This is a genomic window from Nonomuraea sp. NPDC048892 (assembly GCF_040649735.1).
GTDB lineage: Bacteria > Actinomycetota > Actinomycetes > Streptosporangiales > Streptosporangiaceae > Nonomuraea > Nonomuraea maheshkhaliensis.
Genome location: NZ_JBEZFZ010000037.1, coordinates 55649 through 79212, shown reverse-complemented (window position 1 = coordinate 79212; position 23564 = coordinate 55649). Strand labels below are relative to the sequence as shown.

The following is a 23564-nucleotide window of genomic DNA, read 5'->3' as shown; positions in this document are numbered from 1 at the left end:
TCGTTGACAGCGACGATGTCCAGATCGGTACGCAGCGCGCACCGCAGGACGGCCCGGCCGATCCGGCCGAAACCATTGATACCGATTCTCATACCGGCATCGTCTGATCGCCTAGCGGGTCCTGTTAGAGGCGTCGGTCCCGCCTGCGGTGGGACCTTCGGCAGCCCTGGTCGCACAGCTGTCTGGAGGAGTTCCCGCTCCCCGTCATCCGGCTCATCGCCGCGAGCTGACCGAGCAGCGCCGTGAGCAGAACGGGCAGGTCAGGGGTACGCGTGGCGTCGGCGGTGACGGTGATCGTGAGGGTCCCGGCGTAGGAGAGCGCGCTGAAGACGACACTGACATTCCCCCGGGTGAGGGAGATCGGAATCATGGCGGTGACCGTGGCGCCGTTCAGCGTCAGGGGTTCGCGCGGCCCGCGCAGGTTGGTGCAGACGGTGTGGATCAGGCGCTGGTGGTCGAGGAGCCGGCGCAGGAGGCCCGCGCCGGCCAGGATCCGGTTCAGCGACGTGACGAGCCCGGTCGAGGCTCCCGAGGTGACGGCCTTCCCGCGCCGGGTGGCGGCGGCGGTGCGTTCCAGCCGCTGCGCGAGCGGGCCCGCGGCGGGCAGGCGTACGGGCATGATGCCGATCCGGTTGCCGAGCCGATCGGAGGTGGTCGTCGTCCGGATCGACACGGGCACGGATACCACCAGCTCAGGGACGCTCTCGCCGCGACCGGCCAGCAGGGTGTGCAGGGCGCCGGTGACCGCGGCCAGGAGCGCGTCGTTGACGGTGCCGCCGTGGGCGTGGGCGTACCGGCGTACGTCGTCGAGCCGGGCGGTGACCGTCTCCAGGCGCTGACGCGGGCCGACGGGCTGGAGCAGCGAGCAACGCGCCGCCTGGGCGGGAGGCCCGAGCTCGGCGACGGCCCGTCCGAGGGACGCCGCCGCTCGCGGCAGGCGGGCGAGCGCCCGCAGCCGGGCGGTCCAGGCTTCGGCGGCGATCCGGCGCGGTGACGGCGCCGGCTCAGGGAACGGCGTCGAAGACGGTACGGGCGCGCCGTCCACCAGGGAGCCCAGGACGGCCAGGCCGCCGATGCCGTCCGCCAGCACGTGGTGGAAGCACGCGATCAGGCCGGCCTGGTCCCCGCCCAGCCCGGTGACCAGCGTGATGGACCACAGCGGTCTGCCTGGGGGCAGCGGCCGGGCGATCACCTGGGCGGCCAGATCGAGCAGCGCCCGCACATCCCCCGGCGCCGGACATTTCATGATCTGGAGGTGGTTGTCCAGGTCGAACGCCGGATCATCGACCCACATCGGCCGCCCGCAACCGAACGGCACGGGCATCACCCGCTGCCGAAGCCGGGGAACGGCCTCGACCCGGCCACCGATGAGCCGCCGCGCCTCGTCGAACGAGAAGCCCGGCCCCGCATCAAGGACCAGACAGGCGCCGACCTGCATGGGAACCGGCCCCACGTCCATGACGAGGTTCAGCAGATCCCCCACGCCGGCCCGATCCATATGTCCCGAAATTTCCACACCTCGACCCTCCACCGCCTCGCAGCCCGCCCGCAGGGGCCAAGGGCCCGGCCCCATCGGCCACAAGACCCGTTCCACGTGCCAATGCCGTCGACAGCGGGACCAACGTCCCTTCTGCCGAGGCGGCCGCACGCTCACGCTGAGGACAGGAGGAAGAACAGAGGTGATCACGATGATGTGGTGGGGCCACAGCGGTATGAACAACTGGAGTTACGCACTCATGATCCTCAGCGCCCTGCTGCTCTGGGGGCTGCTGGTCACGGTGATCGTGCTGGCGGTCCGCCAGGCGAGCACGAGCGCCCGCACCGGACCGGAGGACGGATCCGCGTCGCCGGCCGCCGAGGAGCTTCTGGCGCGGCGCTTCGCCCGCGGCGAGATCGACGCCGAGCAGTACCGCGCCGGCCTGGAGCTCCTCCGCGGCAGGCACGACCACCCCAGCGCCACGTGACCCCGCAGCTGGGCGGGCAGGTCCAACGGCCGGCGCATCGAGGACCTTAGGCTCCTGCCTCGCGCCCTCCAGGATGTTGCGCTGGAAATATGGAGACTTATCCTGTGCGCGTCGAGGCCCGGCTCGAAGAGCCGCTCAACCGGGGCCTGTGGCTGGTCAAGTGGCTCCTGGCCATCCCGCACTACATCGTGCTGAGCCTGCTGTGGACCGCTTTCGCCGTCCTCACCGTGGTCGCGTTCTTCGCGATCCTGTTCACCGGCCGCTATCCGCGGACGCTGTTCGACTTCAACCTCGGGGTGCTGCGCTGGACGTGGCGGGTGGCGTACTACAGCTACGGCGCCCTGGGCACCGACCGCTACCCGCCCTTCAGCCTGGGTGCCGAACCGGACTACCCGGCCACCCTGGACATCGCCTATCCCGAACGGCTCTCGCGCGGGCTCGTGCTGGTCAAGTGGTGGCTGCTGGCCATTCCGCACTATCTGATCGTGGGCCTGTTCACCAGCGGCAGCGTCATCTCCTGGCGCGGTGACCTGCCCGACTCCGGCGGCGTGCTCTACACCCTCGACTGGGGCGGCCTGATCGGCCTGCTCGTGCTCATCGCCGCCCTTTTCCTGCTGTTCGCCGGCCGGTATCCGCATGGCGTGTTCGATCTCGTCATCGGCATGAACCGCTGGGCGTTGCGCGTGGCCGCGTACGCCACCCTGATGACGGACGCCTACCCGCCCTTCCGGCTGGAACAGGGCGGTCATGAGACACCACGACCAGAAGCGCCCCGGGCCGCGCACGCCCCGGTCAGGCACGGCGCCGGCTCCATCGTGGCCATCACCCTGGGCGCCCTGCTCGCCTTCGGCGCCATCGGCACCGCCGCGGCGGGCGCCGGCTCGGCGGTACTGAGCCAGTCGCGTGACGGCGGCTTCCTCACCACCGCCTCCGCCCGCGTCAGCACCTCCACCTACGCGCTCGCCACCGACCAGATCACCATCAACGAGCCGGGCGCGACCGCGCTACGCACTTTCGCCGGACGGATCCGCGTTCAGACCAGCGACCCGCGCCTGTTCATCGGCATCGCCGACCGCACCCGCGCGGCCTCCTACCTCGACAACCTGGCCTACGACCAGGTGACCCGCCTGACTCCCGACAACGCCGACTACCGCCGACACCCCGGCTCGGCACCCACCACACCGCCCGCCGCACAGACATTCTGGACGGTCAGCGGCCAGGGGAACATCATGTGGGACATCGAACCGGGCGACTGGACACTGGTGGTGATGAACGCCGACGGCTCCGCCCGGGTCACCGCCGACCTCACGCTGGCCGCCACCCTCCCGGGACTGACCGGCCTGACCACCGCCCTGTTCATCACCACAGGGGTCCTGCTGATCGCCGGATTCATCCTCATCCTGGTCGGAATACGCCTCGCCACCGCACCCACCGACCACCCGAGACAACCCGCCCCCGTCCCTTGAACCGCGTCAACCGATCGTGAGTGCCGCGAGCTCCGCCCGCGGCGCGCACCGATCGACGGCGCCTCAGCCACCGGCACCGAGACGGCTCGCCGGCCTTCACCATCGCCGCGCTCGGCCTGGGCTCTGCTGCCATGGGCACCTGCGGATACGAGCAGGCCACCAGCACCACCAGGCACTTCCGGACAGGACGTTCGGTGCTGACCACCAGCGACAGCCAGGCTCCCTGGCGGGCACCGGACACGCCCGCCGCAACCCGGCCGCCCGCACGGCCCGCACCATGCGAACAGAGCCGTCACGAAGACGTGACGGTCGTGAAGAGGTACTGCTATGAGCGGATCGAAGATCCTCGTGGCCTTCGGGAGCAGGCCCGGATCGACCGCGGGCATCGCCGGCATGATCGCGGAGCGGTTCGTGTCCGAAGTGCTGGAGGCAGAATCCCGTCCGGCGGACCAGCAGCACGTACCGTGCCGTCGTGCTCGGTGGCGCGTTGTACAACGCCCGCTGGCACCCGGCGGCCCGCAGGCACGAGCAGGCGCTGCACGGCAAGCCGGTCTGGTTGTTCAGCAGCGGGCCGGCAAGATCGCCGCCGAGCTCCGCTGACGCTCCCCGCGGCGGCCACCGCGCGCCATCACCTCCGCCACGAGTCGTTCAGGCCAGTTCGACGCTGATCTCGGGCGGCTGGTGCAGGCTGTTGTGCACGGTGCAGTGCGAGGCCACCGCCAGCAGTCCGGGCCTGCGCTGCTCGGGCACGCCGGAGGCGGAGACGCGCAGGCGGATCTCTCGCACGCGGGCGGGTCGGTCGGTGGCCATGGTGAACTCGGCGCTCACCCTCAGGTCCTGACGCGGAAGCTGGTGGCGATCCAGGTAGCGGCCTGCGTAGAAGGCGACGCAGGCGGCGAGGGAGGCGACGAACAGCTCGGTGGGCGTGGGGGCGGCGTCGTCGCCGTTCAGGTCGGCGGGCTGATCGCAGAGCAGGATGTGCTGCCGGGCGGTGATCGCGTAGGCTTCTCCGCCGGCGTGGGTGACCTCGATACTCTCCGTCGCCCTGCCATCGGCGGCGGCGGCCTGGGCCAGCAGGGTCGTGGCGAGGCGGCGGCTCTCGGCCGGGGTGAGGCTGAGCCAGGCCCCGTCATGGTCGTAGGGGCGCAGTCCGACATCGAGCGTCACCCTGCCGGACGGATGACCGTCGCCGGAGAAGGGCAGGTGGCCGACGACGATCTCGCGTCCGCACTGCGTCATCATGCGCTGATGAGCGGCATTGTCATGGGCGGTCATGGTGATCTCCTCAGGGGCAGGTGAATGGTGAAGATCGTGCCTCTCCCCGGCTCGGACCGGGCGGTGACGGTGCCGTGGTGCGCGGCGATGAGCTCGCGGACCACGGCCAGCCCGATCCCCGAGCCGGAGGCGACGGCGCTGGAGCGGCCACGCCAGAGACGGTCGAAAACGTGCGGCAGGTCCTCGGCGGGGATGCCGGGGCCGGTGTCGGTCACCTCGACGACCGCCTGGCCTCCGGTGGCGCGAACGGACACCATGACGCTGTCGCGCGGGGCGCAGTAGCGGGCGGCGTTGTCCAGCAGGTTGCCGATGGCCTGGTGCAGGCGGTCGGGGTCGGCGTGGACGACCACGGCTTCGGCGAGCCCGGAGTGCACGTCGAGACCGGCGGCGCGCAACCGCGGCTCGGCGGCGGTGAGCACCCGCCGGACGAGTACGGCCAGGTCCACCTCACGCGGGCGTAGCGACAGCGAGGCGGACTCGGCGGCCGACAGCTCGGCCAGGTCACCGACAATGCGGCCGAGCCGCAGCGCCTGGTCGTGCAGCACGGCCAGGCGGGCCGGGTCCGGCTCGGCCAGGCCGTCCCGCACCTCCTCCAAGCCCGCCTGCAGCGCGGTGAGCGGCGTGCGCAACTCGTGGGCGACGTCCGCGGCCAGGCGGCGGCGCGCCTGGTCGGCGCGCGTCACCTCCTCCGCCATGTCGTCGAAGGCCTGGGCGAGTTCGCCCAGCTCGCCGGAGGCTCGTACACGAGCACGGGCGTCGCGCCGCCCGGCGGCGAACGCCCGCGCGGCATGGGTGACCGCGCCGATCGGGCCGGTCAGGCGGCGGGTCACCCACAAGCTCGCGGCCAGCGCGAGAGCCAGCGCGAGCAGGGCGGCGGCGGCGATCCAGCCCCAGGCGACATCGCGAGCCCCGGAGTCCGCGGGTGTGCCGAACCGGAGCTGCACCGTGCCGACGCTCCTTCCCGCCACCACGACGGATGCGGCGGTGATGCCCTGGCCCGCGACCATGCGGGGGCCCATTCCGTGCGACGGCGTGGAAGCTCCGGGCGACAGCACCATCTGGCCTGTCGCGTCCAGGACCGCCAGCCGGGCTCCGGCGCCGGAGGCCAGCGCGCGGGCGGCGGCGAGGTCGGCCCCGGCCCACCTGCCTGACCTCGTGTAGGCGGTCGCGGCGGCGGCGGCCACCCGCGCGGCGGCCCGAGTGCGATCCGTCTGGCGGGCCGTGCTGAGCCCGGCGCCCGTCCCGATCAGTGAGGCCAGGGTGAGCGCCGCCACCGACAGCAGGGTGACCAGGACGAACGCGGCCAGCAGGCGCCGCCCGAGCGGCCCGAGCAGGCCCATGCCCGTCCGGCCACCATCACGGGTCACGGCCCAGTCCCAGCCGGTAACCGACGCCCAGCACGGTCTGGACGATCTCCGAGCCCGCGGGCCCGAGCTTGTGACGCAGGTTCTTGACGTGGGAGTCGACGGTGCGCTCGTAGCCGGCGAACTCGTACCCGCGCACCCGGTTGACCAGCTCGTAGCGAGAGTAGACGCGGCCGGGCACCGCGGCCAGCGCCACCAGCATCCCCCACTCGGTCGGCGTCAGGTCCAGGCGCTCGCCTTCCAGATGGGCCTCGTGGCGCGGCTCGTCGATCCGCAGTCGCCCGCCGCCGTAAGATGCCGGGTCACCCGCGCCGTTCTGGCCGCGGGCGCGCTGCAGGACCGCCTGCACGCGCAGGGTCACCTCCATCGGGCTGAACGGCTTGGTCACGTAGTCGTCGGCCCCCAGGCGCAAGCCCTGGAGACGGTCCTCCAGCGAGTCGCGGGCGGTGAGCACCAGCACCGGAGTTCCGTCTCCGGCACGGGCGGCGCGCAGAACGTCGGTCCCGTCGAGATCGGGCAGCCCGAGATCGAGCACGATCAGATCGACGCCGCCGGCCTCCAGCAGCCGCAGCGCCTCGGCCCCTGAGCCGGTCGTGAACACGCCGTGGCCGGCACGTTCGAGATAGCGCCGCAGCAGCTCGCGGATCGCTTTCTCGTCCTCCACGACGAGCACCGTCCCTGCCATACCCCAGCTCTATCCGGCCTCCGGGCACCGGCGCAGGGCCGAAAGTCCTGAACTGCTGTACCAGAGGTCACCTGGCCTTGCAGTGACCAATGGACGGCGAGCGCCGGGCCGGCACCGTCCAGCGGTGCCTTCCGGCGGCGCCGGTGGTCCCCGTGCACCTTCTCAAGTACCCCTGGGGGTATAGTTGAAGGCATGGAGCTGAACGAGAGCATGGTGGGCGACGCCTTGACCCGGTTGAAGCGCGCCCATGGCCAGCTGGCCGGGGTGATCGCGATGATCGAGGCAGGCGAGGACTGCACAAAGGTGCTCACCCAGCTCGCGGCCGTCTCCAAAGCTCTCGACCGGGCCGGCTTCAAGATCGTCGCCACCGGCCTGCGGCACTGCCAGGACGCTGAAAGGCGCGGCGACGAGCCGCCCATGAGCGTCGCAGAACTGGAGAAGCTCTTCCTGGCGCTCGCCTGACCGCCCAGCGGCCGCGGCACGCCCGTGGCCGCATTTTTTCGACTCACACATACCCCGGGGGGTATAAAGATCATGGACGTGACCTCATTCCGCACGCCCGGCCTGGGAGACCAGACTCACCTGCTCACCCACAACGGCAAGGGCATCCTCGTCGACCCTCAGCGCGACATCGGCCGTTTCGTCGACGCCGCCGCCGGACAGAACGTCGAGCTGCGCTTCGTGGTGGAGACCCACCTGCACAACGACTACGTCTCCGGCGCCGAGCAGGCCGCCCTGCGCACCGGCGCCGAGCTGGTGCTGCCCGCCGCCGCGGCCCCCGCCTACCGGCACACCCCCGCCTTCCACCTGGAGGACCTGGACGGCGGAGCGGGGCTGGTCCTGCGGCCGATCCACACGCCGGGCCATACCCCGGAGCACACCAGCTACCTGGTGCTCATCGACGGCGAGCCGGTCGCCCTGTTCTCCGGAGGCAGCCTGCTGGTCGCCTCCGCCGGCCGTCCCGATCTCCTCGGCCCTGAACGTGCCCGCTCCCTGGCCCGCCTGCAGCACCGGTCGCTACGCCGGTTGGCCGCGCTGCCGCCCGGCACCGCCCTGTATCCGACCCACGGCGAGGGCTCGTTCTGCACCACCACCGGCGCCGGCCGCCTGACCTCCACCATCGGCACCGAGCTGACCGGCAACCCGCTGCTGGCCATCGACGACCCGGAGAAGTTCGCCGACACCCTGCTGGCCGCCCCCATGCCCATCCCCGTCTTCTACCGGCACATGGGCCCGGCCAACACGCTCGGCGTGCCGCCCATGCCACCCGTCCGGGTGCCCGACCTCGACGAGCCCACCGGCCACGTCGTGGACATCCGCCCGCGCCACGTCCAGGCGCGAGGCATGCTGCCCGGCTCGTACGGCATCGAGCTGGACGACGACTTCGGCAGCTGGACCGGCTGGCTGCTCCCCCACGACGAGCCGATCACCCTGGTCGCCGAACCCGGCCAGGACGTCACCGAGGCCGTCACCCAGCTCGCCCAGATCGGCATCGACACCGTCCAGGGCGTCGTCCGCGACCTCGGCCAGGCCGCCACCCAGACCTACCGGATCGCCGATCTCGACGCCTTCGTCAAACTGCTCCAGCCCGACGCGCAGCTCCTGGACGTGCGGATGCCCAGTGAACGGGAACAGACCCGGCTGGAGGGCGCCGTCGAGCGATTCCTGCCCGATCTGTTCACCCAGGGCGTCCCCGCCGAGCTCGACCCCGGGCGGTCGGTGCTCGTCGCGTGCGCCTCCGGCCGCCGCGCCGCCATCGCCGCCGCCTACCTGGCGCGCGAGGGCTACCGGCCGATCGTGCTCACCGGAGCGGGCGTCCCCGACATCGCCGCAGTGCTGCTTGACCGTGACTCCGCCTGACCGTCCAGACTCGAATCAGGAGAAACCATGTCCCCCATCGACGCCGCCACCGCCCGCTCACTGATCGAAGCCAACCCCGACGTCCTCGTCGTGGACGTCCGGACCCCGGCCGAGTTCGGCAGCGCGCACATCGACGGCGCCATCAACCTGCCCCTCGACCAGGTGGACGCGCATCTGCGGCGCGTCGTCGCCGACGCGGGCGGCCGCCTGCTGCTCATCTGCCAGTCCGGCAACCGCGCCGAACGCGCCCGGACGGCGCTCAGCGACGCGGGGTTGTCAGACGTCGCAGTCCTGGACGGCGGCATGAACGCCTGGATCGCCGCCGGAGCGCCCGTCAACCGCGGTCGGGCCCGCTGGACGCTGGAGCGCCAGGTCCGGCTCGCCGCCGGCAGCATCGTCCTCACCTCGATCGTGGCGAGCCTCTGGATCCCCGCCGCCGTGCTCGTGGCCGCGCTCGCCGGGGCAGGCCTGACGCTCGCGGCGCTTACCGACACCTGCGCCATGGGCCTGCTGCTGGCCCGGCTGCCCTACAACCGCGCCGCCGGGGTGGACGTCGAAGCCGCCCTCGCCCGCCTGCGCGGCTCCAGGACGAGCGGTTGAACGCGGGCTTTCCCATGACCTCTTTATACCCCCGGGGGTAATCTTGTACCTCCTGACCCTGACCGCCGCCGCGTTGATCGGCGTCACGCTCGGCCTGTTCGGCGGCGGCGGCTCGATCCTCGCCGTTCCGGTGCTGGTCTACCTCGCCGGCGTGCCCGCCAAGCAAGCCATCGCCATGTCGCTGCTCGTCGTGGCGGTCACCAGCGCGGTCAGCGCGATCGGACACGCACGGGCGGGGCGCATCCGCTGGCGTACCGGGCTGATCTTCGGCGCGGCCAGCATGGTGGGCGCCTACACGGGCGGGCTGATCGGCCCGCACCTGCCCGAGGCGCTGCTCATGACCGTCTTCGCGGCCATGATGCTCGCCACCGCCATCGCCATGATCCGCCAGCGCCGCACCCCGCCTGCCGAACCTGCCCACCGCGAATTGCCGGTCCTTCACGTGATCGCAGAAGGCGTCGCCGTCGGCCTGGTCACCGGCCTCGTCGGCGCCGGCGGCGGCTTCCTGGTGGTGCCCGCGCTGGTCCTGCTCGGCGGCCTGCCCATGGGCGTTGCCGTGGGCACCTCACTGCTCGTCATCGCCATGAAGTCCCTGGCCGGCCTGGCCGGATACCTGCACAGCGTCCCCATCGACTGGTCGGTGGCACTCCCGGTCACCGCGGCCGCCGTCGCCGGCGGGCTCGCCGGCGGCTCCCTCGCCGGCCGCATCAACGCCGACCGCCTCCGCAAGGCGTTCGGCTGGTTCGTGCTGGCCATGGGCGCCTTCGTCCTCATCCAGCAGGCACCGCCCGCCCTGCTCCACAGCGCCTGGACCGCCGTCGCGGCAACACTGACAGCACTGGCGGCCGCAGTTGCCTTCGTACTGCGGCAACGCCGATCGATCAAACGGAATCAGCTTCAACGCTCAGATGTTTATACCCCCCGGGGTATCAGGAGGAGAAGTACGTCATGACCATGCCGATCACCGTCACCGCCGCCAACTGGACCGAGCACGTCACCGGCACCGGAACGATCCTCATCGACCTGTGGGCGTCCTGGTGCGGGCCCTGCCGCCGCTTCGCACCGGTCTTCGAAGCCGCCGCCGGCCGCCACCCCGACGTCGTCTTCGGCAAGGTCAACACCGAGGCCGAGCAGGAACTGGCCGCCGCACTCCAGATCACGTCGATCCCGACACTGATCGTCATCCGTGACGGCGTCGTCGTCTACGCCCAGGCCGGCGCCCTGCCCGAGGCCGCGCTGGAAGACCTCATCACCCAGGTCCGGGGCCTGAACATGGACGAGGTCCGCGCCGACATCGCCGACCGGCAAGCCGCCGCGACCTGACGATGCCCCCGGCGATCACGCCGGGGGCATCCATCGTACGGCGGCTCTCAGCCGATCCACCGCTCGAAGGCCGTCAGGTGCATCTGCTCGGCCCGCAGCAGGTTGGCGTACAACTGCTTCACGTCCGGGGCGGTCAGCCCGGACAGCGCCGTGCGCAGCGCATCGATCCGCGCCCGCTCGGCCTCCCGGCCTGCCTTGAGCGCAGCCTGAGCGCTGGACTTCCCCTGAGCCAGCAGCCGGTGGTAGGACGCCTGCACAGACGCCGAACCGAACGCGCCCGCCGCCTGCCCCTGGGTCGGATCGGTCACGCCGTAGCGGGCCAGCACCGTGCGCACCGCCCTCAGGTGCTGCATCTCGGCCGCCACGACCCGGTCGAAGACCCGGAGATCGTACTGATCGGCGAAGGCCGCGTATAGGTCAACGGCCAGCTTCTCCTGCTCCGCCGCCGAGGCGAGCGCGCTCTTCTGCGCCGCCGTGAGCGTCCCCTTCGGAGCGCCTCGATCGAACAGCATGCAATACCCGCCCGGGTTGCCCTGCCCCATGTACTGCCCCTGCCCCTGCGGCCAGGGATCACCGGGACCGCCCGGCCCGGCCGCCAGCGCTGGAGCCGCGACCAGCGCGCCCGCGGTGACGGCTCCGGCCGCGACGGCCAGAGCGAACTTCCTTGTGCCCTTCATGGCCCCTCCCGGGTCCATCGTCTTCTCTCGTGTCCTGCACCCTCACTGTCCGGTGGGCAGGCGCAGAGGCCGTGACGAGCTGATGGAGACGGAGTGGAGATGGCCGACGCGCAGGTCCTTATTCCTGCACTGCGCGGAAATGCCCCTCACACGACCGTTCCGTGAGCCGGCGGGCGGGGGCAGGCTCGACTCGCCTGATCCGAGAGAGGAGTGCTCATGCCCGGAAGCCGACCATTGCGATCTCCTCATGGCTACGCAAACGACCTGGAACGAACGGTGAGACTGTAGGACGGGCTGACCGCCTTCCTGCGCCCCATCATTCCCGGTGACGCCGCAGCCTTGGCCGAGGCCATCCGCGACGCGGACGCCGAGACGCTGCGCCGCCGCTTCCTCGGCGCGCCCCCGCCGCTGACCGGGGAGCTGCTGCGGCATCTGACCATCGTCGACTACGCGCGGCGGCTCGCCCTGGCCGGTTTCGAAGCCGCCACGGGACGCGGCATCGGCATCGCCCGCTACGAGCTGGTGGACGAGCGGACGGCGGAGGTCGCCATCGCCATGGATCCCGCCTGGCGGCGGGTGGGGCCGACCACGGCAATGATCGAACTGCTCACCGAGGCCGCGCTCAAGCACGGCTACGACGCCTTCGCCGTCACCTACCTGGCCGACAACCGTCCCGTCGCGGCGCTGGTCACGGGCTCGGACGGGTCCGGCCACCAGCAGATCAGGCAGGGCCTGGCCGAAGTCGCCATCTCGCTGGACCGCACGCTTGCCGGCGAAGCAGAGCGATGGCAGGCATGAGGGGCTCCCGCGTACTCGCGGTGGAACTTTTCCTCAAACGACGGCTTGGCGCGCGGGTGAACGTCGGCATCTGCGGCCGGGCTCAGGACCGACTTCATCTCGGCTCCGATCCTTCGGCCTTGGCGCCCCGGCGGCAGCGGGCATGGAATGAGATCAACCGCGGCGGCGACGTTGCAGCGGTGCCGATCGCACAGTCCGCGGTCCACCAGCGCGCTCCATGCCCGGCAAGGCATAGCCGCCGAGCTTGCGCATCGCCTCGTCGTCCATCCTGGTCTGCTCGGTGAGCTTCCCGCCGCGGTTCACCGCGATCCACGCGTGCGCCGCATCGCGCAACTCCGGCCGGGCGCGCTGGTGGCAGCGGTTCCTTCGACCGCGCCGCCGGCTCCTGCCGCGACACCATCGTCGCCTTCGGTGGGCCCCGCCCGCGCTGCTCGCCGCCGGGATCACCCTGCTCGACGCCCGGCCGCGGGAGCGCACGGAGCCGGTCCGGCTCGGTGTCGCTGGCACTCGCCCCGGCCACGGCCGCGCTGGGCTACGCCCTGGCGCGCACCGCGCCGCCGACCCTGGCGGGTGCGTTCTTCACCGCGCTGACCGCCGGCTCACTCGCCGACGAGCTCACCGGCGGCTCCATCCTGGCCGTGAGGCTGTCAATGGTCGTCTTGGGAGTGGCGTGGACGGCCCTGGTGCTGGCCGACGTGATCGGACAGCGGGGGCTCGGTTTGGGGCTCGGCGCGGCCATCGCCTTGTTCGGGGGCCAGCGGGGCGTCGGGTACGACCCCACGATGGCCTGGGCGTACATGAGACGGCGGCCGTGGCGGTGGCCAGCCTGCTGCTGTACCGGCGGGAACGGGCCTCGGCTCTGCTCCTGGCCAGCGTCGGCGGGTTCACGCTCGCCGTACCCGAGCGATTTGGCACTGGACCAGCGGCGCGGGCGGCGGCTCGCTCATCGTGATGATCGCCGGTGGCGTCCTCGTGACCGCCTCCGTGCTCGGCATCCGATGGCACCGCACGTCGTCGCACCCCGAGCACGCCGGAAGCAAGGAGGACACCACACGGCGCGGCCATGAGCAGGGCACTTCCGCTGGCCCAGACTAGTCGTGTCGCTCTTCCCCAGCGAATGCCATCGGCTGCTGAACATGGCGACGGCGTCGGCCGGAGGGACAGGCAGCTCAGCGGCGGTCGGCCAAGGGGGAAAGCCCCCGACGCCAGGCAGCTCTCCCGCTCCGCCGGGCCCGCCAGCCGGCGCGAGTTCGTGCGCCGCACGCAGGTCCCATCCGCCGAGATCGCCGGGTATCAGCGTGACGGAGGACCATCGGCCTTCACAGACGGGCCTTCAGCCCCCACACAATGGCCGCTCGGCCGCCCATCCTGGCAAGGAGGCACACGGCCGGCACCGGACGGAACACGACTGATGAAGGCGATGAGGACAATGCGGCTCAGCTGGAAGGAACATCTCAGGCTGCTCAGAATCGAGGGCCGTCTCATCCGCGAAGACCCGGCATTCGTCGTCCGGGTCAGGACGCTCAGCACGCTCGCGCCCGAACCACCCACCACCATGGTCTCCCCGCCCATCAACCGCCTGCTCGCCTGGTTCGACCGGCATACCGTGACCACCGCGCTCGTGGCCGTGATGATCCTCCTCATCCTCCTGGTCCTCTAAACACCATCGACTGAACACACCCCACCGTTACCCCCGCTTGCCGGGCGGTGCCGAGCAGGGCCGAGCCACTTGCATGTCTCGGCGACCGCTCGATCGCGCCGACGTAAGCGCGGAGGGAGAGTGTGCTCCCGCGCTCGGGCGTCGCCTTGTACTCATGCACGGCTTTGGAAGAGGTCGCGGCTGGTGGTCACATGATCTGTCGGCGCAGCCGCTTGAAGGCGACGACGGCCGGGGCTACCACAGCGAGCGCACGCCCACTCCGGCCGCCAACCACCTCGAAATCGCCCCTACGCGGGACCACCACCCCGATCCGCTCTCCCGTCTGCGTGGTGACCTCATACCGCGGGCCGACCCCCGGGCAACAGCACCTCGCTCACATCCATACGCCCCATCATCCCGGCAGGCGGGGAACTCCCCGTGGAACGACATCGTCCGGCAACCGTGTCATGAGGACGAGCACACCCGCGGCCGACCGTCCCGCCCCATGAAAAGCGAAGGACCAACGGCAGGCACAAGCATGACCTAAGCCTCCGTTTGCGGGCAGCCGGCACAGGCGAGGCTGACGGCGAAGCGGGTGTGGTTGTCTGCTGCGGGCGCCGTCTCCATCCCGACGCTCCCCTTGCCAAGGAGGTACATGATGACCATCGATGTGATCGTGGGCTATGACGGCTCCCCCGCCGCCGCCGCGGCGATCGACGCAGGTGCGGCGTTGTTTCCACAGGCCCACGTGTGGATCACCCACCTGTGGACCCCGCCGTTCGCCAGCGAGAGCCTGCGCCACCGACTGTGGACGGGCGTCTCCGGCATCAACTCCTTCATCGAGGAGATCGAACGCGAGGGCGAAGCCGAAGCCCGTCGGCTCGCCGAGCGCGGCGTCAGGCTCGCGGGCACCGCCGGGTGGAACGCCGAGCCACTGGTACGGCGCACCTACGGCGGCGAAGGACTGTGCTTCGCTCAACTCGCCCAGGACCTGGACGCTGATCTGGTCATCGTCGGCTCTCGCGGCCTCGGCGGCGCCCACGCCGTCTTGGGCAGCGTCTCGGACATGGTGGTGCACTACACGCCCCGCCCCGTCCTGGTCGTGCCGCACCCCCTGCTGACCGCCGAGCAGGAAGCGCTGGCCGGCGGGCCGGTGATCATCGGCTGGGACGGCTCGCCCGGAGCCGAAGGGGCCGGCACGGTGGCGGCGCGGCTGTTTCCGGGACGGGATCTGATCACCGTGCACGTGGACGGCATGGAAACCGCTTCACCTGAAGATGGCCGGCCTCCGGCCGAGGGCCTCACCGTGGAGCGGGTGGAGGTCACCGCCGGGCACGGCCCGCACGGACGCGCCGTCGCCGAAGCGCTCGGCGCGTACGGCCGCAGCCGGCGTGCGGCCGCGCTGGTCGTCGGAACACGAGGGCGCTCAGCGACCCGGGAAATCCTCACCGGCAGCGTCGCGATGGCGACCTTGCACCACGCCCATCGGCCCGTCATGGTCGTACCCCCGACTCACGAAGGATCCGTGTGAGATGCCGGCCCCCGCAGGGCGCCGGCGTGACCAGCACTGCGCTCAGCGTCAGTCGACCGGAGCGAACAGCCATCCGTGCCGCTGCAGTTTCCGGTCGATGTCGCCTCCTTACGAGCGCCGGGAGCGGGTGTGAGGTCAGGTCACCGCTGTGGTCAGCAGCCCGACCATGTTGCCCGCCGGATCGGTGAATAGCGCGAACGCCATACCGTTCCCGATCTTCGCGGGCGGCACGCGCAACTCCCCGCCCAGCTCGCGAACCCGCTTCAAAGCCCGCTCCAGGTCCTCGACCCGCACGTAGACGGTGACGTACGGCGGCATGCCCGGGCGGGTGCACATGATGCCGCCGCCCGGGCCCTCGCCCGGCTGGAGCAGAGCGTAGTTCTCGTCGACCGTTTCGCTCTTCCAGCCGAACAGACCCTCATAGAAAATCCGCAGCACCTCACGGTCCGGACCTGCTACCTCCCAGTGCACCACTGGATGCGCCATGTCCTTCACCTCCTCACTCTCAGTGTGAGCGGCGCCTGCCGCGCGAGTCCGCGGAAGAGGTCCTGAGAAAGACAGCTTTCGTCCTGTCTTGGTACGCACCGTATCCGCGATACGCGGCGTCGTCAGCGCAAGGAGCACATGGCCGGACCCAGCCATTGCCGGACCGGCAGTGGATCTTCGCGTGGCATCGTCATCTAGATCAGCTGGGCGGATTGGGGTGGTGCACCCGTTTCGACCAGACCGGCGTAGCCGGTGCCGCAGATCTCCGCCGCGACCGTGACGGTCGCTCAAACAGCCGCCGTGAATGACAGGCGGAAATGGCGTCGATCAGTTGCCGTAGCCCCTCTGTGGAAGGCGGCGGGCGCATCGCTGGATGCGAACTTGCTCAGGGTTCGCCCCCCGCTACCCACTTCATAATCCAGCCGCTCGCCGGAAGCGGAAAGGGCCTTGGCCCTCGCTCCCCCGCAATCGGCCTCAGTATCGTTCACGGACGACCCGGCCCGAGTGCGGACCCTGCGGACCGGGATCGTCAGGACTTCCGGCCCTGTGTTCGTCAATCGTCACAAGATGGGATGGGAGCACAGCAGCACTCTGACGTGTAAGGGGGACGACGATGAAGATCACCGTTCAGGATTTGATGACCACCGACGTCACAGCCGTCCATCGCGAGGCTTCCTTCCACACCGTGGCCGAGCTTCTCATCAGCGCGAGCGTTGCCGACGTGCCCGTCGTGGACGACGACAACCATGTCCTGGGCATCGTCTCCGAAGCCGACCTCCTCACCAAGGCGGAGTTCAAAGAGCGATACCACGGCGACGCCTACCGGCCTCCGCTCCGTGCGCGCATCCGCCACGTCGCCGACGTCGGCCGTCACGAACCCGCTGGTGAAACGGCCGGGGACCTCATGACTTCCCCTGCCCACACCACCGCTCCCATGACGTCCATCGTGACCGCCGCCCGGCAGATGGACCGTCACGGCGTCAAACGCCTGCCCGTCATCGACGCCGACGGCCGCCTCATCGGTGTCATCAGCCGCCACGACCTCATCAAGGTCTTCCTCCGCAGCGACGATGACCTCCTGAGACAGGTCAGGAACGCCATCCGCGCCGACGAACTCGGGCTGAGCGTCACCGTCGCCGACGGCCTCGTCACCATCTCCGGGGCCTTTCCCGAACCGAGCCAGCCCGACACCGCCCTACGGCTGGGGGTGTGTCCAGGGGTTTTCGGCTCTGGCCCGTAATCGGTGGTCGCGCTGAGTGATCTTCACTGCAGCAGGATGCGGCGGCGCAGGAGATCGAACCCGGCGCGGACAAGGGCTTCGACGGCAACGACTTCCTCGCCGCGGTGACGGGCACCGGAGCCCAGATTCTGGGCCGGTTGCGCAGCAACCGCCGCGCGCCGATCCTGTCCCGCCTGGCCGACGGCTCCTACCTGTCCGTGATCGGCACGGTCAACGTGCGGATCATCGACGCGCAGATCACCGTGACCTGCGCCGGCGGAACCGTCTTCACCGGCTCCTACCGGCTGGTGACCAGCTTGACCGACGCCCGCCGTCACCCGGCCGACGCCCTGGTCGGCCTCTACCATCAGCGGTGGGAGCACGAATCGGCCTACTACGCCCTACGTCACACTCTCATGCGCGGGCGAGTCCTGCGCTCCGGCGACCCGGCCGGCCTGGAGCAGGAGATGTGGGCGCTGCTCACGCTCTACCCGTTGCTGCGCACCGCGATGGTCGACGCCGCCGAATCCCTGCCGGGCACCGACCCGGACCGCTGCTCCTTCACCATCGCCCTGCAAAGCGCCCGCGACCAGGTCATCCAAGCCGCCGGCGTGACATGCGACGACACCACCCCAGGCGCCGGAGCCATCGCCCGCGCCATCCTGACCGCGCTGCTCCCGGCCCGCCGCCCGCGGGTGAGCACCCGGAAGGTCAAATCGCCCGTCTCCCGCTACACAGAACGACTCGACGACGCCCGGCCCGACCACAGCCGCACCGTCACCGGCCTGGTCATCACCCTCCTGCAGCCCATGCCCACACCACCTGCCGCCTCCCGAGACGAGCGGTCCATCGCCCCCGCCGAACGCCGCAGACAACAACAGGTCCTGACCCTGCTCCACCAAGACCCCGACCGCGCCTGACCGGCCCAGGACATCGCCCGCCACCTCGGCGATGTCACCCGCAACACCATGTACCGGCAACTGTCCCGCTGGGCCGGCAGCCAACTCATCCGCAAGATCGAGCCAGGCATCTACACCGCCCGGCCAATCTCTTCAGCACTCTTGCCAGCAGCCCAAAAGCCTTAACTACCTGGCCTTGGGGCAGGGCCCGAAGGACCACGAAGCCGCGCAGGTCATCGCTGCGCCGCACGATCGACACGTCCAGGCCCAGGACCTGCCCGGCCCAGGTGACCAGCCGTCCGGCGTAGCCGCCGTCGGCCCAGACCAGAGCGATCGTGGAGAACTTCTGGCGCAGCAGCGCCAGCACCGGAGGCGCGCCGTCGCGGTCCTGCACCGACGCGGCGGTGACCATCACGCACAACAGCAGCCCGAGCGTGTCGACCACGACGTGCCGTTTCTGCCCCTTCAGTTTCTTGCCCGCGTCGTATCCGCAGGCCGCCGCGCCGACGGTCTCGGCCGCCCGGACCGTCTGGGAGTCCACGCAGCCGGCAGTCGGCAGCTCACCGCGTCCGGCCAGAACGCGCAGACGACCACGCAGCCGCCCGGCCAGCCGTTCGGGCAGACCGCGCCGGGACCAGCGCAGGAAGAACGCATAGATCGCCTCGTGCGGCGGGAAGTCGACCGGCAGGGCCCGCCACTCGATCCCGTACCGGGTCACGTAGTCGATCGCGTCCAGTGTCGCGCGCAGGTCATGCACCATCGGCCGGCCTGTCACCATGACCAGACCGGCCATCACGCCTCGCGCCTCGGGCTCCAGCACCTGCCCTTCGATGTCGGTGAGATCCGACGGGTATGCCGGTTTCCGATCGCGACATGCGCATCCCGATGAGGCACAACCGCTGGCGTTCACGGTTGCGGACGTGTAGACAGACAACCACGGGCCCCTGGCCGCTGAGCTGCTTAGACAACACCTCAGCTACCGGGAGCCCGCTCCCGTTCACCGGTCAACGGCCCAATGATGACCGCACCCCAACACTCTCCTGACTCGAGCCTCACCACCAAAGTCCTTCGTCAGCAGGCTCTGAGACCTTGTGCGCCAATGTCTGTTCTCCCAACCGGCAGCGGGACGACCGCTCGGCCGCGCACTTGTCCTCCCGCCGTGGCTCTATCGCCCGCGCCAACTGCCGAACTGGACCGGCTGCGCCATCAGGTGCTCCAAGAAGCCCGGATCGAGGCCGCCGCGATCCTCGCCCAGGCCCGCATCGACGCCGAGCAGCTCATCGCCTCGGCGCAGCTCATCGCCTCGGACACGCTGCAGCGTGCGCGGAGCCGGCAATTGCCGCGGCAGCAGGCCATAACAGGCCGGCCGGGCCAGAGCACGCAGTCGGCACCCGCACCCGCCAGCGGTGACGGCGGTGACGGCGGTGACGGCCCCGCGGCTATCATGGTGCTCAACGACCGCTGGCGCATCTACGCCCCCTTGAACGCCGACGCCAGCGCCATGGCCACCCTGTACAAGGCCTACGACCTCGCCGACCCCGCCACCACCGTCGTCGCCAAGGTGTTCCACCAGGCCAACAACGACCCCCAACGATTCCGCACCTTCCTGCGGGAAGTGCGCGGGATGCGCCTGCACCACCCGCACGTCGGACGGACCCTCGACTCCGGCCAGGACCGCAGATCCCAGGCGGTCTACCTCATCTCGCCCCTCTACCAGCCAGGCAGTCTCCACCTCCACCTCCACCTCCACGGCAGGCCAAGCGCCGAGGTCTCGCTGACATGGAGCCTGCAGATCCTGGACCAGGTATTGGCCGGGCTGCAGGCCGCCGCCGCGAGCGACATCATCCACCTGGACATCAAGCCGCAGAACATCGTCCTGGACGGCCCCGCCACCATCAGGATCATCGACTGGGGCATGTCCCAGCTGCACCAGGCCGGCAAGAGCGTCTCCACGGTGTCCCCCGGCGGCACCAAGTGGTTCGCCAGCCCCGAGCAACTCGGCGTCACCGACGCCGCCCCCAGCAGTCTGTCCGACCTGTACGGCGTCGGCGCCCTGACCTACTGGCTGCTGACAGGCCTGGCGCCGCTGCGACGCGAGCTCGAAACCACCATCGGCACCGACGCCGACCTGCTGCAGGTCCGCCACCTGATGCAAGCCGGAACCCGCCCTGAACGCGCCGACCGCCTCACCCCGGACGTGCCCGAACACCTGGGCCGGCTCATCGACCAGTGGCTCAGCTACACCCCTGCCGATCGCATCCCGCACGGACTGGATCCGACCGCCGCGCTCGACTGGGCGCGCACGGCCTTGGGCTCCTTGAGCGTGCAGAGATATCAGCGCTAGGAGGCGGACCGGCGCAGGTCTGCTCTGGCGATCCGCTCGACGAAGATCGGAACGAAGTCACGGATCGGCCGCCCATCGAAACGGTGGTGGGCCGCCACCACCGCAGAACGTACCCGTTCAGCCGAATGGCTGCGGGCGAAGGCTCCGGCCAACCGCGCCTCGAGTTCATCCACCGCCAGGAGTTCACGTCCGGCGACATCGATATCCATGTGCTCTCCCACGAAGGTGGCTGGAGGTCGTATCTTGCCGAGCACCGCGGAGCGGAGCCTGCTCACCGCCGTCTGACTAATCCTCGTTGTGTGTCGTCCGCGGCGGGTTGGCCGTGGCCTGCCGGCGCAGGTCGATGATCGGTTGCAGGAGCCACAGCCAGCAGGTCGCCAGCGCCGCCGCGGCGCCGAACACGATGGCCAGCCAGTTGCCGAGCACGACCTCGGCCACCAGGGCCATCGCGGCGGTGATCGCGACCGCCAAGGCTACGGCGCCGGCCAGGCCCAGCTCGTTGGCGCGATGCACGATCTTCTCCTTCAGCCCGGTACGAAACAGCAACCGGTGCTGAACAGCGGGCGTGATGAAACAGACCGAGGCGGTCGCCGCCCCCGTCAACGCGATGAAGAACAGCCAATGGCCCGAGGTGTCCACCTTGGCGAAGCCACTCTGAAACGGCATCGCCAGCAAAAAGGCGAACAGCACCTGCACCCCGGTCACCATGACCCGCAGCCCCTGCAGGAGTTCGGACAATTCCCGGTCGATGCGTTCCTTGTGGCTCTCGTCGGCGCTGCTCTCCTCGGCCGTCCCGGCCGAGGAGCCGCCATCGGTGGGAAGGCGGCTTTGGCTCTCCTGATGAGGTAACGCCATCGGTCTGATACCTCCGTGAGTTATCGTGGCACGGCCACAGGGGGTGGATCCATCGCTCGTGTTCCCGCTCGCAGCCTCCTGAGCGCCTGTGGCCTACCGGCGGGAACCCGCGCCTCCGTGTGGGAGTGTCAGGGGTGGTCGAGCGGCTGCCCGAGCCCGGAGGGACCGCTGATCATCGCCGATGAGGTCGTCGAACAAGGCGTGATAGTGCGTCATGGCCTGCCGCAGTTCCTTGATCGACACCCAACCGTTCATGGCGCGCCCGCTGACCTCGTGGGCTTGGCGGTAATGCTCCAGGGTGTGGCTGTGTCGCAGTGACAGGTCGGACGCCTGCTGCGCGAAGTCCTCAGTGCTGTATCCGCACTTGGCCATGACGGCTCTTACCAGTAGATCGGCCTCGTTGACAGCGGGACTCGGCTCGTTCACGAAACGCTCCTGCACCGCGGCCCACCTGTCGGCATAGCCGCGGCGCGATTCGGGATCGAGCGGCTGGATGTCGAGTGGGCCTGATCGCGTTCGATGGGCTCGCAGCTCACGCTCGGCCGCCCTGCGCTCGCCCGCGGCGGCAACCGTGCGCTCGTAGGCGGGGCCGAACCGCTCGCGAAGGCGACCCCGACGCCTCCGCAACAAGAAGAAACCCACGGTCGGCACCACCACCATCACCCCGACGATGACGGCCACCCACATCACGACCTCGGTAGACACGACCGCCTCCGCCCGATATTGCCAGCGCATCCCCATCCGAAGACAGGTAACCGGATACCGCCAGTCAACGTCGCCTGCCCGCAGACGGCCAGAGGCGTTCGCAGCAAAGCTCATCGCGGGAACTGATCGCCGCTCACGATCCCTCGAGAGGATGAACCACTGCCCGCCTGGTTCATCAACCACACGTTCAGCCGTCGGCGGCGCCGGTCTGCTCGGGCGGCCCAGGCTTGTGCAGGCGCAAGCGGGAGTGGCCGTCGGGATGATCGAGCAGGACCTCGCCGCACAACCGGCGGACCACGCACAGGCCGAACCCGCGCGGCCTGCCAGGGGTTCCCGGTTCAGATGGTCGGCGGTCAGGGTGCCGGCGTCGCCAGGTCCTGTTCGGGGGTCAGTGCGATGGAACGGGGAGATCATAAAGAACGGGTCGCTCACCAGGCCGACTTCCCAGCCGACTTCGAGCGCGATGCTCAGCGCCAAAGCGGTCCATCCCACGGCCGCTCCGGCCCGCCGGAACAGTCCGAATGCCGCCACGGTGAGCCCTGCCATCACCCAGATGCCGGGCAGGATGACCGTGGTGAGGGCCAGGCCGCCGGCGAAGTCCCCGTCGCCGAGGCCCAGCGCGAGACCGGCGATCACCAGCACGGCGACGGGCACCGTGACGGCGAACACCAGGTGGCTGAGCGCCCAGCGCGCCCTGCTCACCGGACCGGACAGGAAGAGTTCGGTGGCCTCCGCACCACGCAGGCGCAGCACCGTCATGATCGCGTACATGGAGACCGAGTACACCGCCAGCTCGTACACGACGAGCTTGAAAAAGATCTCCGCGGGATCACCGGTTCCGGTTCGTCCGGCCCAGAAGTCCAGCGCTCCGCTCTGACCGAACGTCTCGACGGCGCTCTGCCCGCCCAGCCCGATCCCGGCGCCGATGAAGGCGGCACCCGCCATCCACGCCAGCGCCATGCCCCGGTGCATCCGCCACGCCAGCCCGAGCGGTCCGCGCAAGGCGTTCGGCGCGTGGGCGGGACCAAGTCTCGGCGGCACGAGACCTGCGCCGATATCCCGGCGCGCTGACAGCGCGTAAGCGACCCAGACCAGGGCTGCGACGAACGCCGCCACCGGCAGGAACACCTACCACTGCTCGCCGCCGAAGGCGCGAGCGCGCAAGAACCAGCCGTTCGGCACCAGCCAGCCCAGCCAGTGCAGGCTCGGACCGCCCAGGTCGCTGAGGCCACGGATGAGGTACGCCGCGAAGAACACGGTGAAGGACACGGCGCCGGCCATCCGGGCACTCTGGCTCACCAGGACGGCATTGGCGGCCAGCACGACCGTGAGGGCGGCGCTCAGCGGTGCCTGCCGCGCCACGGCGGCCGAGCCGACGAGCTCACGCCGCCCTTGCTCCTCGTCGGAGCGAGTGTGCTTGACCAGGAGGATCACGCTGGCCAGGGCGGCGAAGATCGTGGTGGCGGCGCCCTGGTGCAGGTGCCCGCCACCTGGGTCCTGGCGGGGATGGGTGTCCTGACCTTCGGCCTGCTCCCGCGTACCGCGGCGGCGATCTCCTGGGTGGCCTTCCTCTTCCTCAACCTTTTCGGCGAGGTGCTGGGGCCGATCCTCGACATTGACTACTGGATCGCCAAGTACGCCGTGCCCTATCCGAACCTGCCCATGGTCATCTCCGGTGAGCCCTTCACCGCCACCACCGTCCTGATCATGATCGGCATCGCCGCCGTCCTCGTCACGGCCGGCCTCGCCGCTATCAGGCGCTGGGCGCTCACCTAAGCCTCAGCGGCGGATGGCCGCCGATTCGAAAGGACAGGACGTCATGACCAGGGGAACCAAGCTCTTCGCCGGGTCGTTCAGATGGGCGAGTGCTCGAT

At 70.3% G+C, this 23564-nt stretch carries 28 protein-coding genes; 15 read left to right on the top strand and 13 right to left on the bottom strand.

Annotated elements, in window-relative coordinates; genetic code table 11:
* Together AB0C28_RS51420 and AB0C28_RS51415 are read right to left on the bottom strand one after the other, a co-directional pair.
* Positions 1-92 (bottom strand): glyceraldehyde 3-phosphate dehydrogenase NAD-binding domain-containing protein (locus AB0C28_RS51420; RefSeq protein ID WP_358084133.1); only part of this gene is annotated, 92 nt, incomplete at its 3' end.
* A 32-nt stretch (positions 93-124) separates the two neighbouring features.
* A complete protein-coding gene (locus AB0C28_RS51415) occupies positions 125-1483 on the bottom strand; it encodes a wax ester/triacylglycerol synthase domain-containing protein (RefSeq protein WP_358084115.1) in 1359 nt (452 codons plus the stop codon).
* 196 nt (positions 1484-1679) lie between these two features.
* Here AB0C28_RS51415 and AB0C28_RS51410 point away from each other — a divergent pair, with 196 nt between their 5' ends.
* From AB0C28_RS51410 to AB0C28_RS51400, 3 genes are all read left to right on the top strand, one after another.
* Positions 1680-1964 (top strand): hypothetical protein, encoded by a 285-nt coding sequence (locus tag AB0C28_RS51410; RefSeq protein ID WP_358084113.1) that lies wholly within the window; start codon positions 1680-1682, stop codon positions 1962-1964.
* Positions 1965-2053: 89 nt separating this feature from the next.
* On the top strand, positions 2054-3430 hold the full coding sequence (locus AB0C28_RS51405) for a DUF4389 domain-containing protein (protein WP_358084110.1): 1377 nt from the start codon (positions 2054-2056) through the stop codon (positions 3428-3430).
* A gap of 327 nt (positions 3431-3757) precedes the next feature.
* A complete protein-coding gene (locus tag AB0C28_RS51400) occupies positions 3758-4030 on the top strand; it encodes a hypothetical protein (protein ID WP_358084107.1) in 273 nt (90 codons plus the stop codon).
* 48 nt (positions 4031-4078) lie between these two features.
* On the opposite strand, the gene AB0C28_RS51395 is transcribed toward AB0C28_RS51400, so the two are convergent.
* The 3 genes from AB0C28_RS51395 to AB0C28_RS51385 are packed head-to-tail and all read right to left on the bottom strand — an operon-like array spanning position 4079 to position 6754.
* Positions 4079-4705: an OsmC family protein gene (locus tag AB0C28_RS51395; RefSeq protein ID WP_358084104.1), complete on the bottom strand. Its 627-nt coding sequence runs from the start codon at positions 4703-4705 to the stop codon at positions 4079-4081.
* Positions 4702-6072: a HAMP domain-containing sensor histidine kinase gene (locus AB0C28_RS51390; RefSeq protein WP_358084102.1), complete on the bottom strand. Its 1371-nt coding sequence runs from the start codon at positions 6070-6072 to the stop codon at positions 4702-4704. The genes AB0C28_RS51395 and AB0C28_RS51390 overlap by 4 nt, the downstream gene beginning before the upstream one ends.
* Positions 6062-6754 carry a response regulator transcription factor gene (locus AB0C28_RS51385; RefSeq protein ID WP_358084099.1) on the bottom strand — a complete coding sequence of 231 codons (693 nt, stop codon included), beginning with the start codon at positions 6752-6754 and terminating at the stop codon, positions 6062-6064. Before AB0C28_RS51385 ends, AB0C28_RS51390 begins: the two co-directional genes overlap by 11 nt.
* A gap of 192 nt (positions 6755-6946) precedes the next feature.
* Here AB0C28_RS51385 and AB0C28_RS51380 point away from each other — a divergent pair, with 192 nt between their 5' ends.
* The 5 genes from AB0C28_RS51380 to trxA all read left to right on the top strand — a co-directional run bounded on the left by AB0C28_RS51380 (position 6947) and on the right by trxA (position 10537).
* Positions 6947-7216 (top strand): metal-sensitive transcriptional regulator, encoded by a 270-nt coding sequence (locus AB0C28_RS51380; RefSeq protein WP_358084096.1) that lies wholly within the window; start codon positions 6947-6949, stop codon positions 7214-7216.
* 72 nt (positions 7217-7288) lie between these two features.
* The gene (locus AB0C28_RS51375) at positions 7289-8614 is read left to right on the top strand and encodes an MBL fold metallo-hydrolase (RefSeq protein ID WP_358084093.1); all 1326 of its coding nucleotides are present in this window, start codon (positions 7289-7291) and stop codon (positions 8612-8614) included.
* A 27-nt stretch (positions 8615-8641) separates the two neighbouring features.
* A complete protein-coding gene (locus AB0C28_RS51370) occupies positions 8642-9214 on the top strand; it encodes a rhodanese-like domain-containing protein (RefSeq protein WP_358084090.1) in 573 nt (190 codons plus the stop codon).
* 43 nt (positions 9215-9257) lie between these two features.
* Entirely contained in the window at positions 9258-10166 is a 909-nt protein-coding gene (locus AB0C28_RS51365) for a sulfite exporter TauE/SafE family protein (protein WP_358084087.1), read from the top strand.
* Positions 10167-10168: 2 nt separating this feature from the next.
* A complete protein-coding gene (gene trxA / locus AB0C28_RS51360) occupies positions 10169-10537 on the top strand; it encodes a thioredoxin (protein ID WP_358084130.1) in 369 nt (122 codons plus the stop codon).
* A gap of 47 nt (positions 10538-10584) precedes the next feature.
* On the opposite strand, the gene AB0C28_RS51355 is transcribed toward trxA, so the two are convergent.
* Complete coding sequence (locus AB0C28_RS51355) at positions 10585-11214, bottom strand: DUF2202 domain-containing protein (protein ID WP_358084084.1); 630 nt, start codon at positions 11212-11214, stop codon at positions 10585-10587.
* Positions 11215-11508: 294 nt separating this feature from the next.
* Here AB0C28_RS51355 and AB0C28_RS51350 point away from each other — a divergent pair, with 294 nt between their 5' ends.
* Positions 11509-12012 carry a GNAT family N-acetyltransferase gene (locus AB0C28_RS51350; RefSeq protein ID WP_358084127.1) on the top strand — a complete coding sequence of 168 codons (504 nt, stop codon included), beginning with the start codon at positions 11509-11511 and terminating at the stop codon, positions 12010-12012.
* A gap of 532 nt (positions 12013-12544) precedes the next feature.
* Here AB0C28_RS51350 and AB0C28_RS51345 read toward each other — a convergent pair.
* Complete coding sequence (locus AB0C28_RS51345) at positions 12545-12811, bottom strand: hypothetical protein (RefSeq protein ID WP_358084081.1); 267 nt, start codon at positions 12809-12811, stop codon at positions 12545-12547.
* A gap of 630 nt (positions 12812-13441) precedes the next feature.
* Here AB0C28_RS51345 and AB0C28_RS51340 point away from each other — a divergent pair.
* Entirely contained in the window at positions 13442-13672 is a 231-nt protein-coding gene (locus AB0C28_RS51340; RefSeq protein WP_358084078.1) for a hypothetical protein, read from the top strand.
* 634 nt (positions 13673-14306) lie between these two features.
* A complete protein-coding gene (locus AB0C28_RS51335) occupies positions 14307-15182 on the top strand; it encodes a universal stress protein (protein WP_358084075.1) in 876 nt (291 codons plus the stop codon).
* Positions 15183-15317: 135 nt separating this feature from the next.
* Here the strand turns inward: AB0C28_RS51335 and AB0C28_RS51330 are convergent, their stop codons facing one another.
* Positions 15318-15668: a VOC family protein gene (locus tag AB0C28_RS51330; protein ID WP_358084124.1), complete on the bottom strand. Its 351-nt coding sequence runs from the start codon at positions 15666-15668 to the stop codon at positions 15318-15320.
* Positions 15669-16305: 637 nt separating this feature from the next.
* On the opposite strand from AB0C28_RS51330, the gene AB0C28_RS51325 reads away from it, so the two are divergent.
* Both AB0C28_RS51325 and AB0C28_RS51320 read left to right on the top strand, forming a co-directional pair.
* Positions 16306-16908, top strand: coding sequence for a CBS domain-containing protein (locus AB0C28_RS51325; protein ID WP_358084072.1), 603 nt, complete (start codon positions 16306-16308; stop codon positions 16906-16908).
* Between the two features lie 26 nt (positions 16909-16934).
* A complete protein-coding gene (locus AB0C28_RS51320) occupies positions 16935-17807 on the top strand; it encodes a transposase (RefSeq protein WP_358084121.1) in 873 nt (290 codons plus the stop codon).
* Between the two features lie 85 nt (positions 17808-17892).
* On the opposite strand, the gene AB0C28_RS51315 is transcribed toward AB0C28_RS51320, so the two are convergent.
* The gene (locus AB0C28_RS51315; protein WP_358084069.1) at positions 17893-18606 is read right to left on the bottom strand and encodes an IS5 family transposase; all 714 of its coding nucleotides are present in this window, start codon (positions 18604-18606) and stop codon (positions 17893-17895) included.
* A gap of 339 nt (positions 18607-18945) precedes the next feature.
* Here AB0C28_RS51315 and AB0C28_RS51310 point away from each other — a divergent pair, with 339 nt between their 5' ends.
* Entirely contained in the window at positions 18946-20130 is a 1185-nt protein-coding gene (locus tag AB0C28_RS51310) for a protein kinase (RefSeq protein WP_358084066.1), read from the top strand.
* Here the strand turns inward: AB0C28_RS51310 and AB0C28_RS51305 are convergent.
* The 4 genes from AB0C28_RS51305 to AB0C28_RS51290 form a co-directional block, all read right to left on the bottom strand.
* Positions 20127-20339, bottom strand: a complete 213-nt coding sequence (locus AB0C28_RS51305; RefSeq protein ID WP_358084063.1) for a three-helix bundle dimerization domain-containing protein — start codon at positions 20337-20339, stop codon at positions 20127-20129. The genes AB0C28_RS51310 and AB0C28_RS51305 overlap by 4 nt on opposite strands.
* A 76-nt stretch (positions 20340-20415) precedes the next feature.
* Positions 20416-20985 carry a DUF6328 family protein gene (locus AB0C28_RS51300; RefSeq protein ID WP_357849025.1) on the bottom strand — a complete coding sequence of 190 codons (570 nt, stop codon included), beginning with the start codon at positions 20983-20985 and terminating at the stop codon, positions 20416-20418.
* Between the two features lie 93 nt (positions 20986-21078).
* On the bottom strand, positions 21079-22818 hold the full coding sequence (locus AB0C28_RS51295; RefSeq protein WP_358084060.1) for a hypothetical protein: 1740 nt from the start codon (positions 22816-22818) through the stop codon (positions 21079-21081).
* Complete coding sequence (locus AB0C28_RS51290; RefSeq protein ID WP_358084057.1) at positions 22819-23124, bottom strand: hypothetical protein; 306 nt, start codon at positions 23122-23124, stop codon at positions 22819-22821.
* On the opposite strand from AB0C28_RS51290, the gene AB0C28_RS51285 reads away from it, so the two are divergent.
* Positions 23104-23466 (top strand): hypothetical protein, encoded by a 363-nt coding sequence (locus AB0C28_RS51285; protein ID WP_358084053.1) that lies wholly within the window; start codon positions 23104-23106, stop codon positions 23464-23466. The two genes, AB0C28_RS51290 and AB0C28_RS51285, sit on opposite strands and share 21 nt — an antisense overlap.
* Positions 23467-23564: the final 98 nt, after the last annotated feature.